The 15,078-nt window shown below is 41.9% G+C and carries 12 protein-coding genes; all 12 read left to right on the top strand.

Annotated elements, in window-relative coordinates; all coding sequences use genetic code 11:
• The first annotated feature begins 66 nt into the window (after window positions 1-66).
• Window positions 67-2,067 carry a conjugal transfer protein MobC gene (mobC, locus tag ACYVBM_RS10305; RefSeq protein ID WP_460685572.1) on the top strand — a complete coding sequence of 667 codons (2,001 nt, stop codon included), beginning with the start codon at window positions 67-69 and terminating at the stop codon, window positions 2,065-2,067.
• A 78-nt stretch (window positions 2,068-2,145) separates the two neighbouring features.
• Window positions 2,146-2,472: an ArsR/SmtB family transcription factor gene (locus ACYVBM_RS10300; protein ID WP_460685571.1), complete on the top strand. Its 327-nt coding sequence runs from the start codon at window positions 2,146-2,148 to the stop codon at window positions 2,470-2,472.
• A gap of 18 nt (window positions 2,473-2,490) precedes the next feature.
• Entirely contained in the window at window positions 2,491-3,330 is an 840-nt protein-coding gene (locus ACYVBM_RS10295) for an arsenite methyltransferase (protein ID WP_460685570.1), read from the top strand.
• A 19-nt stretch (window positions 3,331-3,349) separates the two neighbouring features.
• Window positions 3,350-3,964, top strand: coding sequence for a hypothetical protein (locus ACYVBM_RS10290; RefSeq protein WP_460685569.1), 615 nt, complete (start codon window positions 3,350-3,352; stop codon window positions 3,962-3,964).
• Between the two features lie 82 nt (window positions 3,965-4,046).
• The gene (locus ACYVBM_RS10285) at window positions 4,047-4,442 is read left to right on the top strand and encodes a hypothetical protein (RefSeq protein WP_460685568.1); all 396 of its coding nucleotides are present in this window, start codon (window positions 4,047-4,049) and stop codon (window positions 4,440-4,442) included.
• Between the two features lie 188 nt (window positions 4,443-4,630).
• Complete coding sequence (locus ACYVBM_RS10280) at window positions 4,631-8,953, top strand: CusA/CzcA family heavy metal efflux RND transporter (RefSeq protein WP_460685567.1); 4,323 nt, start codon at window positions 4,631-4,633, stop codon at window positions 8,951-8,953.
• 8 nt (window positions 8,954-8,961) lie between these two features.
• Entirely contained in the window at window positions 8,962-10,092 is a 1,131-nt protein-coding gene (locus ACYVBM_RS10275; protein ID WP_460685566.1) for an efflux RND transporter periplasmic adaptor subunit, read from the top strand.
• The gene (locus tag ACYVBM_RS10270; RefSeq protein ID WP_460685565.1) at window positions 10,089-10,838 is read left to right on the top strand and encodes a phosphatase PAP2 family protein; all 750 of its coding nucleotides are present in this window, start codon (window positions 10,089-10,091) and stop codon (window positions 10,836-10,838) included. The genes ACYVBM_RS10275 and ACYVBM_RS10270 overlap by 4 nt, the downstream gene beginning before the upstream one ends.
• Window positions 10,839-10,882: 44 nt before the next feature.
• Window positions 10,883-11,344, top strand: a complete 462-nt coding sequence (locus ACYVBM_RS10265; RefSeq protein WP_182043606.1) for a heme-binding domain-containing protein — start codon at window positions 10,883-10,885, stop codon at window positions 11,342-11,344.
• A gap of 48 nt (window positions 11,345-11,392) precedes the next feature.
• A complete protein-coding gene (locus tag ACYVBM_RS10260) occupies window positions 11,393-13,897 on the top strand; it encodes a cation-translocating P-type ATPase (protein WP_460685564.1) in 2,505 nt (834 codons plus the stop codon).
• Window positions 13,898-14,007: 110 nt separating this feature from the next.
• Window positions 14,008-14,598 carry a TetR/AcrR family transcriptional regulator gene (locus tag ACYVBM_RS10255; protein WP_460685563.1) on the top strand — a complete coding sequence of 197 codons (591 nt, stop codon included), beginning with the start codon at window positions 14,008-14,010 and terminating at the stop codon, window positions 14,596-14,598.
• 12 nt (window positions 14,599-14,610) lie between these two features.
• Window positions 14,611-15,066, top strand: a complete 456-nt coding sequence (locus tag ACYVBM_RS10250) for a hypothetical protein (RefSeq protein ID WP_460685562.1) — start codon at window positions 14,611-14,613, stop codon at window positions 15,064-15,066.
• Window positions 15,067-15,078 lie beyond the last annotated feature (12 nt).

Raw genomic sequence — 15,078 nt, 5'->3', positions numbered from 1 at the left:
TGCCACATTCTTATAGCCACTCCGCATAGCCTTTAAATTCACGCCCGAACATTAAAACTTATAATAATGCAGGGAGAAGACGATTTACGAGGGCTTGCCAAGATAATGGCTTTTATGCGGGCAGTAAGTATTCTTTTGGTGCTGATGCACCTTTATTGGTTCTGCTACGGTTTCTTTTTAGAACGTGGTTGGACGTTGGAACTCATCAACAAAATCTTAGGAAATTTCGACAGGACGGCGGGTTTGTTTTCACATACTTTATATACCAAAGCATTCGCTTTGGTTTTATTGGCTTTGAGTTGCTTAGGGACGAAAGGGGTAAAGAATGAGAAGATAACCTGGTCTAAAATTTACGTGGCTTTGGGTGTTGGCGTTGTGTTGTTCTTTCTGAACACACCATTGTTAAAGCTATCTCCGGCAACAGGTACTTTCCTGTATATCCTGACTATCTCGTTAGGTTATATTGCCTTGCTGATGGCGGGCGTATGGATGAGCCGATTACTTCGTACCAACCTGATGGACGATGTTTTCAATAACGAGAACGAGAGTTTCCAGCAGGAAACCAAGTTGATGGAAAATGAATACTCCGTAAACCTGCCTACCAAATTTTATTACAAAGGCAAATGGAACAACGGTTGGATTAATATTGTCAATCCGTTTAGAGCATCAATCGTGTTGGGAACGCCCGGTTCGGGAAAATCGTATGCCATTGTAAACAATTACATCAAGCAACAGATTGAGAAAGGTTTCTCCATGTACATCTACGATTTCAAGTTCGACGACCTTTCTACCATTGCATACAATCATTTGCTGAAACACCGGGACAAGTACAAAGTACAACCCAAATTTTACGTGATAAATTTCGACGACCCACGCAAGAGCCACCGTTGCAATCCACTCAACCCCGACTTTATGACGGACATTTCTGATGCTTACGAAGCGGCTTATACCATCATGCTAAACCTTAACAAAAGCTGGATTTTGAAACAAGGGGATTTCTTTGTGGATAGCCCAATTATCTTATTAGCTGCTATCATTTGGTATTTGAGAATTTACGAAAATGGCAAGTATTGCACATTCCCTCATGCGATTGAATTGCTGAACAAAAAATACGCAGATGTATTCACCATATTGACCTCATACCCGGAGCTGGAAAATTATTTGTCGCCGTTTATGGATGCTTGGCAAGGCGGTGCACAAGACCAGTTGCAGGGGCAAATTGCATCGGCAAAAATTCCCTTATCAAGAATGATTAGCCCGCAACTATACTGGGTAATGACTGGCAACGACTTCACGCTCGACATCAACAACCCGAACGAGCCTAAGATTTTATGTGTAGGTAACAATCCCGACCGCCAAAACATTTATTCGGCAGCTTTGGGGCTTTACAATTCAAGGATTGTCAAACTCATTAATAAGAAAGGACAATTAAAAAGTTCAGTTATCATAGATGAGTTGCCGACGATATATTTCCGTGGATTGGATAACCTTATCGCAACAGCGAGAAGTAATAAGGTAGCTGTGTGCCTGGGTTTTCAGGATTTTAGTCAATTAACCCGTGATTACGGCGACAAAGAGAGTAAGGTAATTCAAAATACGGTAGGTAATATATTCAGTGGTCAGGTGGTTGGCGAAACGGCAAAGAGCCTTTCGGAACGTTTCGGTAAGGTATTGCAGAAACGCCAAAGTATGACCATCAACCGCAATGATAAATCAACTTCAATTTCTACCCAATTAGACAGCTTAATTCCGGCTTCCAAAATATCTACGCTCACACAGGGGATGTTTGTCGGTTCTGTTTCCGATAATTTTGACGAACGCATTGAGCAAAAGATATTTCACGCTGAAATCGTGGTAGATAGTGAAAAGGTCGCTGCCGAAACAAAAACCTATCAGAAGATACCGCAAATCTTATCCTTTGTTGATGAGAACGGAACAGACAATATGAAACAAGAAATAGAAGCTAATTACAGGAAGATAAAATCAGACATTCGGCATATTGTGGGACGTGAAATGGAAAGGATTAAAAACGACCCGAATTTGCAGCACTTGACACAACAAGGATGATTTTTATAAAATATTTTGACAACTATTTTTTCAGCTCAAATAATAATCGTAATATTGCGATATTGAAATATAGTTACAATGGGTGCTACAAAAACAGACCATTTTACAGAACAGCAAAACCAGATTGCAACCATCGCAAAAGCGTTGGGACATCCGGCAAGAATAGCCATTATTGAATACTTACTAAAAGTTGATGCCTGTATATGCAGTGATATTGTGGATGAATTGCCATTGGCACAGCCTACCGTTTCACAGCATTTAAAGGAATTGAAAAACGCAGGGTTGATAAAAGGAAACATTGAAGGTAACTCAATTTGCTATTGCATTGATGAAAAAACATTCAACATACTGAAAGAATATTTTGGAAAAATCATTCTTACCGTAACCAATCAAAAATGTTGTTAACTCGATAAATAAAATACAATGAACAATAACGAAGAAATCAAAGAAATGGTAAGGCAGAAATACAGCGAAATAGCCTTACAGGACAAAGACACTAACGCTTCATCCTGTTGCGGTGCAGGCGGTTGCAGTACAGAAGTCTATAACATTATGAGTGATGATTACAGCACATTGGACGGTTACAATCCCGATGCCGATTTAGGTTTAGGATGCGGATTGCCTACACAGTTTGCAAAAATCAAAAAAGGCGATACCGTTATTGACTTAGGCAGCGGAGCCGGTAACGACTGCTTTATAGCCAGGGCCGAAACAGGCGAAACCGGCAGGGTAATTGGCATTGACTTTACCGAAGCAATGATTGACAAAGCCCGCACCAATGCAGAAAAATTAGGGTTTAACAATGTGGAATTCAGGCAGGGAGATATTGAGAAAATGCCCGTTACCGCTAATGTGGCAGATGTAGTGGTAAGTAATTGCGTATTAAATCTTGTACCGGATAAGCAAGCGGTTTTTGCAGAAATATTCAGAGTATTAAAACCCGGCGGACATTTCAGCATTTCAGATATTGTCGTTACCGGAACATTGCCCGAACAAATAAAATCAGCAGCAGAAATGTATGCAGGATGCGTAGCAGGAGCAATAGATAAAGACGAATATATAAACCACATTACACAGGCAGGATTTAACAACGTAACCATCCAGAAAGACAAACCCATTATTGTACCCGATGATATTTTAAAAAACTATCTGAACGATGAAGAAACAGCACTATACAAAGCCAATGCTACTATCATTCGCAGTATAACAGTGTATGCCGAAAAACCGGAAAAATGCTGCCCGCCAAATTCGGGATGTTGCTAAACACTAAAACACAATTACAATGTATAAGCATTTAGTGGAAACAATAAACAAGGTTGTCAACTTCCAGAATATCAGTGAAAAACGTAAAACCATATTACAACCGCTGATAGATTTTGTACAGCAAAAAACAGACAATAAGCTGGAAATAAATATCAATTTCATTTGTACCCACAATTCGCGTAGAAGCCATTTATCGCAGGTTTGGGCACAGGTAGCAGCAGCATATTATAGGATACCGGATGTACATTGTTATTCGGGCGGTACAGAAGAAACGGCATTGTTCCCAAAAGTGGCAGAAACATTGACTAATCAGGGTTTTAGCATCTTCAAAATTGCAGAAACTGGCAATCCTGTATACGCCATAAAGTACAGCAATAATGCTTTGCCTGTAATTGGTTTTTCAAAAAAATACGATAGTCCTTTTAACCCGGTATCAGCATTTGCAGCTATTATGACCTGTTCGCAGGCAGACGGCGGATGCCCTTTTATTGCAGGAGCAGAAAAACGAATACCTGTCACATTTGAAGACCCTAAAATATCAGACAACACACCGGAACAATCAAAGATATATTCCGAAAGAAGTTTGCAGATAGCAACTGAAATGTTTTATGTCTTTTCAAAAGTCAGTCAATAGAGCTCCAATTAATTTTATTTTGAACAATTTCAAATAACACACTTATACCAAACACGTTACAACTTTAATTAACTTTGCCTCAGTGAAAAAAGCACTCGCCATATTGTTTTTGGTTACTTATATGTTTTCAACAACTGAATTGTACCAGTTGCTGAAATTGCCCGTATTGGTAGAGCACTTTTTTGAGCATAAAGCCAAAAAACCCGAAATGTCGTTTTGGGATTTTATGGTGCTTCATTACGACGGCAACCACCTGGAAAACCATCCGCACGATGACGATTATGAGCAAGACCAGAAGCTGCCTTTTATGGCACACACCAATGTGCCGGGCTACTGTTTTGTACATACACCGCCTTTCCGGTTCGAAATAAAAAATAAACTTTACCAATGTCCGAAGCAGAAAATGCCGGCATTTGACGAAAATTATACAGCTAACGACTTCCTTTCTTCTATCTGGCAGCCTCCCAAATCCTGTTAATTTTTTTGGATTGATTGAATTGAATTTGCTTTTGCACGGACAGCAGCTATTTCCACTATAGGAAACAGAGATGTTTTGCAGAGAGATACGTTCTGTTCAAACCGCTATGCTTTTCAGGCGGCACGGTAAAACCGTGTTGTACCTGTAATTTATTTACTCCAATTGAATATTAACAGAATACAATAATTATGTTACATAAAATCATTGAGTTTTCCATACGGAATAAACTTATTATCGGGCTGTTTACCTTAGCCCTGGCCGGCTTTGGAATTTACGAAGCCGCCAAACTTCCCATTGATGCCCAACCCGATATCACCAACAACCAGGTGCAGGTTATTACGATAGCCCCTTCGCTGGGAGCGACTGACATTGAACGCTTGGTTACTTTTCCCATTGAGCAGGCAAACAGTAATATCAACGGCATTACCGAAATCAGGAGTTTTTCCCGTTTTGGTTTGTCATTAGTTACCATTGTTTTTGATGACAATACCGATGTCTATTGGGCAAGGCAGCAGGTAGCAGAACGTCTGCAAAACGTTCGGAGCGAAATTCCCGAAGGCGTGGGAACACCCGAGCTGGGACCTATCTCTACTGGACTGGGCGAAATTTACCAATACGTGGTACGTCCCGAAAAAGGCTACGAAAATAAATACGATGCCACCGAATTACGAACCATACAGGACTGGATTGTCCGGCGGCAGTTGCTGGGCGTAAAAGGCGTGGCAGAAGTCAGCAGTTTTGGAGGAAAGCTGAAACAGTATGAGATAGCCGTCAACTCCAACAAGCTGCAATCGCTCAACCTCACGATTAACGATGTGTTTACCGCATTGGAGAACAACAACCAGAATACCGGTGGTGCGTATATCGAAAAAGGGCCAACGGTACTGTATATCCGAAGTGAGGGATTAATAGGCAATAAGGAAGATATCGAAAACATTTCGGTTACTTCTACTTCAGACGGTATCCCAGTATTGCTGAAAGACGTTGCCGAAGTAAAAACCGGACACGCTACCCGCTACGGAGCAATGACCTACAATGATGAGGGCGAAGTATCGGGAGCTGTGGTAATGATGCTGAAAGGAGCCAACAGCAATGAGGTTATCAAAAACGTGAAAGAGCGGATTAAAATCATACAGAAGACCTTACCCGAAGGCGTAGTCTTAGAGCCGTTTTTAGACCGTGCCAAAATGGTCAATAACGCCATCGGCACCATTGAAAAAAACCTTGCCGAAGGTGCTTTGATTGTGGTATTCGTGCTGGTGTTGTTTCTCGGAAATTTCAGGGCAGGTTTGCTGGTGGCTTCCGTTATTCCGCTGTCCATGCTTTTCGCTATCATTATGATGAATTTATTTGGCGTAAGCGGCAACCTGATGAGCCTCGGAGCATTGGATTTCGGGCTGATTGTGGACGGAGCCGTCATCATCGTTGAAGCAGTGCTGCACAGGCTGCATCACGGCAAAAAGTTCGGAGCTGTCAGCAGTGTTTCACAAAAAGAAATGGATAGCGAAGTAGGTTCGTCCGCTTCCAAAATGGTCAGCAGTGCCGTATTCGGGCAAATCATCATTCTCATTGTTTACCTGCCCATTTTCACACTGGAAGGCATTGAGGGAAAAATGTTCCGGCCAATGGCACAAACCGTTGCTTTCGCACTGATTGGGGCATTCATCCTCTCCCTCACCTATATACCGATGATGAGCTCGCTGGTTTTGAGCAAGAAAACAAAGCATAAGCCCAATTTTTCCGATAAGATGATGCGGCGGTTGGAAAAGCTGCACCATTTTACACTCCAAAGCGTATTGCAATTCCCCAAAATGGTGATTGCTGTCGTGGTTGCTTTATTTATGATTGCCGTATTTATTCTTTCGCGATTGGGCGGCGAATTTATTCCCGCATTGGAGGAAGGCGATTTTGCGGTAGACACAAGGGTTTTAACAGGAAGCAACCTGCAAACCACCATTGATTATACTCAAAAAGCTGCCCATATCCTGAAATCGCAATACCCCGAAGTAGAAAAAGTAGTAACCAAAATCGGCAGCGGTGAAGTGCCCACCGACCCGATGCCGATGGAAGCCAGCGATATGATGGTGATACTGAAAGATAAAAAGGAATGGACATCCGCCAAAACCTTTAATGAGCTTGCCGAAAAAATGGGTAAATCCTTAGAAGCCGTTCCGGGCATTAGTACAGGCTTTCAGTTTCCCGTACAAATGCGTTTCAACGAGCTGATGACCGGAGCCAGACAGGATGTGGTCTGCAAAATTTTCGGAGAAGATTTGGACAGCCTGTCTGATTACGCCGGCCGTTTTGGCGACATCATCAAAACGGTAAAAGGAGCACAGGATGTATATATCGAACCCATTACCGGAATGCCGCAGGTTATTATAAAGTACAACCGGGCAGGTATTGCACAATACCATCTGAATATTGCTGCAATCAACAAAGCGGTAAACACGGCATTTGCAGGGCAAAGCACCGGAAAAGTATATGAAGGCGAAAAACGGTTTGATTTGGTGGTTCGTTTAGATGAAAATCAACGGGAAAGTCTGGAAGATATTCGCAACCTGCTCATTCCCCTCGCCAACGGCAACCAGATACCCTTATACCAGTTAGCCGATGTTTCGATACAAAACGGTCCGGCACAAATCCAGCGGGAAGATGCCAAAAGAAGAATAGTGGTTGGTTTTAACGTTCGTGACCGGGATGTGCAAAGTATAGTGAACGAATTGCAGGGCAAAGCCGAAAAGCAACTGAAATTTTCTCCCGGATATTATGTTACTTACGGAGGAGCGTTTGAAAACCTCAACAAAGCGAAAGACCGCCTGATGATAGCCGTACCCGTATCGCTGGTGCTGATTTTTTTATTGCTGTATTTCGCCTTTCACTCCGTAAAGCAAAGCCTGCTGATATACAGTGCCATTCCGCTTTCTGCAATCGGCGGCATATTTTTTCTGGCATTAAGAGGAATGCCGTTCAGCATCAGTGCCGGAGTAGGTTTTATTGCTCTGTTCGGAGTGGCGGTATTGAACGGAATTGTGCTCATTGCCGAATACAACCGTTTACGGCAGTCGGGCGAAAACAGCCTTACCCATATTGTGCTTAAAGGAACCCGTACAAGGCTTCGTCCGGTGCTGATGACGGCTTTTGTAGCTTCGCTGGGCTTTTTGCCAATGGCGGTCAGCAACGGAGCCGGAGCAGAAGTGCAAAGACCTTTGGCAACCGTAGTGATTGGCGGGCTGATGATAGCCACATTCCTGACGCTTTTCGTATTGCCTGTGCTGTACATTCTTTTTGATAAAATGGACTTTTCAAAGTTGAAACCGGGTAAAAAAAGTGCAGCCGTTATGGTCTTCCTTTTGATGAATGTTTCGGCATTTGCCCAAAACATTACGTTAAATGATGCCGTGGAAATGGCGGTTAAAAACAACCTGTCTGCAAAGAGCAAAACCCTGTTGGCAGAATACTATGAAAAACGTATGGCAACGGGAGCCAATATACCGCAAATGGCGGTTACCTCTGAATTTGGACAAATAAACAGTGCTACAACGGACAACCGGTTCGGCATATCGCAATCCATTAATTTCCCTACGGTGTACAGCAACCAGAAAAAGCTCCTGAAAGAAGAATGGAACGCTGCTGTTATTGTTGTTAATCTCAATAAGATTGAAATCCGGAAAACTGTTACCGGGCTGTTTTACCATATTCTGGTATTGCGGGAAAAGGAAAAAGTCCTGAACCGGTCGGACGGAATGTATGCGGGGTTCCTCGAAAAGGCAAATCTTCGTTTTGAAAAAGGAGCCAGCAACCTGCTCGAAAAAACAGCAGCTGAACTGCAACGGGAAAATATAGCCATTCAGCTAAAATCGTTGGCAAACGAAATAGAGCTGGCTAAAATACAAATGCAGTTATTGCTCAATACCGCAATACGGTATGAGCCTGTTTCCGATAACATTGTTATGGAAGCGGATTTGCACGATATAACAATGGATTTGAACAGCCATCCGGCAATACAATTATCGGCTCAGGAAATTGAAAAAGCCAAAGCCGGTGTGAAGCTCGAAAAATCGAAGCTGCTGCCCAACCTGTCCGTTGGTTATTTCAACCAGAGTTTCAAAGACCTGAACAATAACCGTTTCAGCTCGGTAGAAGTCGGCGTGGGTATCCCTGTTTTTCACAAAGCACAAAAGGCACAAATCAAAGCCGAAGAACAAAAAATACGGTTTACGGAAAATGAGCTGGCATACCAGAAAGCACAGTGGCAGAACGGTTATGAGGCAGCAGCACAGCAGCTGCAGGCACAGCAGGAGATGGTGGCAACTTACCGGCAAAAGCAATTGCCACGGGCAGAGCAGGTGTTTAAAACCGCTCAGGAACAGTTTGCTGCCGGCGAAATCAATTACCTCGACTGGGTAATGCTGAACAATCAGGCCATTCAAATCCAGAGCGATTATTACAATGCCGTTATGCAGCTTAACCAGAGCATTATCAATATTCAATACTTCATTTCAAAATAGAAAAAACGATGAAATATATAACAATCATTTTTGTTTTTATTATCCTTTCCGGATGCGGAAACAAAGAACAAGCAACCACCGCAGCAGCATCGGCAGATGCGGAAAACGTCCTTCAGCTTTCGGATGAGCAGCTGAAATCATTTGTCCTTTCATCCGTAAGCATACAGGAAAAGAACATTACGCAAACCCTCAAACTCAACGGTAAAGTTGATGTGCCGCCACAAAATCTGGTGTCGGTAAGCAGTGCATTGGGCGGTTATGTAAAATCAACAAAATTATTGCCCGGAATGCACTTTAAAAAAGGGGAAGTTATTGCCGTAATGGAAGACAACCAGTTTATCCAGCTGCAGCAGGATTACCTTACGGCAAAAGCACAACTGCAAAATGCGGAAGCGGAATATCTTCGGCAGAAAGAGCTGAACCAAAGCAAAGCCAGCAGCGACAAAGTGTATCAGCAAGCCAAAGCCGATTACCAGACTTTGCAAATCAGCGGGAAAGCATTGGCGGAAAAACTGCGTTTAATCCACATCAATCCCGAGCAGGTTTCAGTGAGCAATATTCGCCAGACGGCCAATATTTATGCCCCTTTTAACGGATTTGTAGCACAGGTTTTTGTCAATGTGGGCAAATACGTTTCGCCATCCGATGTGCTGTTTGAGCTGGTAAACCCCAACGATTTACATCTCAACCTGAAAGTATTTGAAAAGGACTGGGATAAAATTAAAGCCGGTCAGCCACTGCTGGCTTATACAAATACCAATACCGGAAAAAAGTATCGTGGCGAAATTATCCTGATTGGTAAAAATATCAGCAACGACAGAGCTGTTGAAATTCACGCCCATTTTAAAGAAGACGATGGAAAGCTGATACCCGGAATGTATATGAACGCCGAAATAGAAATTCCCGAAAGCAGGGCTTGGGTACTTCCCGAAGAAAGCGTGGTATCGTTTGAAGGCAAACAATATGTGTTTGAAATACTGGATAAAAACCGGTTTAAAATGATAGCCATACAAACAGGCAATACCGGCAACGGCTGGGTAGCCATTATAAATGGTGATGAGCTGAAAAGTAAAAGTATTGCCCAAAAAGGAGCCTATACCTTGCTGATGGCATTAAAAAACAAAGCGGAGGAAGAATGAAACCTTTAATTATTTTTTTAATCTCACTCTATGCCATAGGTCTTAGAGCCCAATCCCAAGATACATTGAATGTTAGGGTGAATGATAAAGCATATAAGTTTAAGCCTGAAAAACTTATTGTTCCGGCGATATTTGTTTCGTATGGCGTTCTTAGTCTTACCGTTGATGGCTTGAAAGAATTAAATACGTCAACAAAATACGAAAGCAGCGAACACATTATGCCCGGAGCCAAAATTGACAATTATATGCAGTATGCACCAGCCGTAGCGGTCTATGGCCTTAACCTTGCCGGTGTAAAAGGAAAGCACAATTTTAAGGACAGGACCATTATCTATGCCACATCTCAACTGGTTTCCGCAGCTCTTGTACTGCCAACCAAGCATTTGGTTAAAGAAGAACGTCCCGATGGTTCCAATAGGTTCTCTTTTCCTTCAGGTCATACGGCAACGGCTTTTTCTTCTGCCCATTTTATGTTCAGAGAATATAAAGATACAAATCTATGGCTAAGTCTTTCTGGGTATCCTGTTGCAGCAGCTACTGGGATATATCGGATTTTTAACGATAAACATTGGGTGGGCGATGTGGTTGCAGGAGCAGGCATTGGTATCTTATCCACTGAAATGGCTTATTGGTTATTTCCCATGACTTCTAAATGGCTTTCACCTAAGAACGAAAAACAATCATTTGTCATTCTGCCAACTTATCAATCAAAGCAAATCGGTTTAAATCTTATAAAGACATTTTAATTAAGAATATAAGGAGGCAAATAAAAAATTAAATCATATTAAAAATGAAAAAATCAAACATTAAAAAAATAGCCGTAGCAGTTGTATTGCTGCTCATCATCATCCAGTTTTTCGGAACGAAAAAAAACAGTACTGCGATAGCATCTAAAGATGCGATTGAAAAACACTACACGGTATCTCCTAAGATACAGGGATTATTAAAAACGAGCTGCTACGACTGTCATTCCAACAACACCGAATATCCCTGGTATAACAATGTACAGCCTGTAAAATGGTGGTTAGCCAATCATATCAACGATGGAAAAAGGCATTTGAACTTTGATGAGTTCAATAACTATACGGCAGAAAAAAAGCGGCACAAGCTGGATGAAGTGGTAGAAACTATCAATAAAGATGAAATGCCATTAAGTTCTTATACGCTTATTCACAGTAATGCAAAGCTATCAGATGCGGATAAGAAAGAAATAGAAATGTGGGTAACTGAAGTAAAAAGAGAAATTCAGTAAGCCGTCAAATAAATATGATTATTTTTAAATATTTATATCCAATTACTTATGTCCTATAATATTCCCGACCATCTGAAAGGTCTTAATGATAGCGAGGTAACCGCTTCACGAAAGCAATACGGCTATAACCAAATAGATGCGGTGCACAAAAGTTCCGCATTGGAACTGCTCCTGAACATACTGAAAGAGCCGATGCTGATATTGCTTTTCGCTATTTCGGTTATTTACCTTATCATAGGCGATTATGGCGAAGCCTTGTTTATGTTTCTTGCCATTGTGGCGGTTTCCGCTATTTCATTTTATCAGGACAACCGCAGCAAAAAGGCATTGGAGGCGTTGGAAAAGCTGAATGAACCGTTGAGCAAGGTTATCCGAAATGCACAGGTAGTTGAAATTCCGACCAATGAAATTGTTGTTGGCGACCTCTGCATTACCGAAGAAGGAAAAATGATTAATGCTGACGGCAGAATTATACACAGCAACGATTTTTCTGTTAATGAAGCTTCCTTAACCGGCGAAAGCTTATCTGTATTCAAAAGCAGCGAAAGCGAAGACCGGAATATTTATAGCGGAACCTTAACCGTATCGGGATTAGCCGTTTTTGAAGTAGAGAAAATCGGAAAAGCAACCCGCCTTGGTAAAATCGGTATTTCTATTTCGGAAATAAAAGAAGAAGCCTCGCCTTTGCAGCTTCAAATCCGCAGGTTTGTAAAAGCAATGGCTATTATAGGTATCGTTATTTTCGGAATGGTATGTGTTTTTAGTTATTATCACACAGGAAACTTAACGGACAGCCTGCTCAACGGGCTTACGCTGGCAATGTCTGTTCTGCCGGAAGAAATTCCGGTGGCATTTACCACTTTTATGGCATTGGGTGCGTGGAAGCTGATGCGTGACGGCATCATCGTCAAACGAAGCAGCATTGTGGAAACCCTGGGCAGCACAACAGTTATCTGCACCGATAAAACCGGAACCATTACCGAAAATACGATGCAGCTGAAGCATCTTTACGATTACCGTTCGGATAAGGTTTTTGATGAGAATGATTTTGGCGATGCCGCACTGTCCACACTGATTGATTATGCGATGTGGAGCAGCGAGCCGGTGCCTTTTGACCCAATGGAAAAAACCCTGCACAAAGTATATGAGCAAACACAATCCGGTGACGAGCGGAAACGGTTTCAAATGATACACGAGTATCCGCTGGACGGCAAACCGCCAATGATGACGCACCTTTTTGAAAATGCCGAAAACCAGCGGATTATTGCGGCAAAAGGTGCACCGGAAGCTATTCTGAATGTTTCTGTGCTTTCGGAGAACGAAAAAACCAAAATACGGAATATCATTAAAGCATTAGGACAACAGGGTTTCAGGATTTTGGGCGTAGCCCAGTCGCATTTTGAAGGTGATAATTTCCCCGCAAAACAGCAGGATTTCAGGTTTGATTTTCTGGGTTTGACAGTATTCTACGACCCTCCCAAAAAAGGTATTCAGGAAGTTTTCCGTCATATCTACGATGCCGGAATAAAGGTAAAAGTGATTACCGGCGATAATACCGATACTACCAAAAGCATTGCTGCACAGGCAGGCATTACCCATACAGCCGAAGCAGTAGAGGGCAAAGACATTATGGCGTATTCGGAAGAGGAGCTTTTGCAGGCCGCCGAAGAAAAAGTATTGTTCACGCGGATGTTCCCCGATGCCAAGCTGGCCGTAGTGAACGCTTTAAAAAAGAAAGGCGAAGTGGTGGCGATGCTGGGTGACGGCGTGAATGACGGTCCGGCACTGAAAGCCGCCCATATCGGCGTGGCAATGGGCAACAAGGGAACAGAGATAGCCAAAGCAGCGGCGGCTTTAGTGATTACCAATGATGATTTAGGCAAGCTGATTATCGGCATTGCATCCGGCAGAAGGATTTATGCCAACATCAAAAAAGCCGTTCAATACATCATTTCCATTCATATCCCGATTATCCTCACTGTTTCCCTGCCGTTATTTCTGGGTTGGGTGTTCCCGCAGATATTTACACCGGTGCACGTTATCTTTTTAGAGCTGGTAATGGGGCCTACCTGCTCCATAGTGTATGAAAACGAACCGATGGAAAAGAATACGATGCTGCAAAAGCCAAGAAAAATGACAGATACTTTCCTGAACTGGAAAGAGCTTGGTATAAGTATTGTTCAGGGACTGGCAATAACCGCAGGCGTATTATCCGCATACCAATATACGGTGCAAAACGGAGGAAATGAAGAACAGACAAGGGCAATGGTTTTTACTACGTTGATTTTCGCCAATATTTTATTGAGCCTCGTAAACCGTTCCTTCTATTACAGTATGCTGGAAAGTTTTAAGAACAGGAACAGCCTGTTTGCCGCCGTTATCGGCATTACCCTTATCCTTCTTTTTGCCATATTATATATTGAACCTTTAGCCGGTTTTTTCCGCTTAACCGGACTGAATGGGGCGGAATTAGGCACGGCTCTGAGTATTGCTTCCCTGTCGGTATTGTGGTTTGAGGTATATAAATGGGTGAAACGGATGAAAAAAGTATAATACGACAAGTAAAATACTAATATATAAGGTAAAAAGTTTGGTGGGATAGAAAACATCCGTATCTTTGTTAGCGAATACTAACTAACTTTTTTTAGAGGCAAAAGATTAATATGGAAAAGTTTACCGACAGACAGATAGAAATAATGGAAGCCGCAACCGCCCGAATTGATAAATACGGTATTCAAAACCTGACTATCAAAACTTTGGCTTCGGATATTGGCTTATCCGAACCGGCATTATACCGGCATTTTAAAAGCAAAAATGATATTTTGCTTGGCTTGCTCAATTATTTCATCACAGGAATGAAAAACCGCATCAGCAACATTCCTGTAAAATCGGATGCAACGGCAGGAGATGAATTGAAAGCTATTTTCCATTCGCAACTCCAAACGTTTACCGATAAACCTGCAATTGTAAGCGTCATTTTTGCCGAAAGTATTTTTCATTATGATGAGGGATTGACCAAAAAGGTTTCAGAAATAATGGACTTAATGCACCGATATGTCAAAGCAAACATTGAAAAGGGACAAAAAGCAGGACAATACAGTAAACTGATAAATGTCTCCACGCTGACCACTATCATACTTGGCGGTATGCGGTTTACGGTTTTGAAATGGAAGCTTTCGGGACATAAATCCAATCTCGTAAAAGACGGGAAAGCCGTATTGGAAGCAATTTTAAAAATGATTGAAAACAAATAAATAATTCAGAATATGAAAAAGACAATTTTATTGGGGTTGAGCGTATTTCTTTTTTGGAGCTGCAATAACAGTTCCGAAAAGTCAGCTACGCACCAGCAGGAAGAAACCCACGCAACACATCATCACGAAGAAAGTTCAGAAGCTATCGAGCTGAACAATGGTGAAAAGTGGGTAGTGAACAACGAAATGAAGCCTTTTGTATCGAAGGGTGCTGAATTAGTGAATGTGTATGTTCAGGAAAACAAAACAGATTTTAAGGAATTAGCAACACAACTGAAAGAACAAAATAATCAACTTATAAAAAGCTGCACAATGAACGGCAAGAGCCACGATGAGCTGCACAAATGGCTGCATCCGCATCTGGAATTAGTGAAAGAATTAGAGAATGAAAGCAATGCAGCAAAGACAAGTGAAATAATAGCTCAACTTCAATATTCTTATCTACAATATCATAAGTATTTTAATTAATCAAAAAAAATT

It is taken from the genome of Niabella aquatica (genome assembly GCF_054779315.1).
The sequence above is the reverse complement of the archived record's forward strand: the minus strand, read 5'-3'. Positions and strand labels throughout refer to the sequence as shown.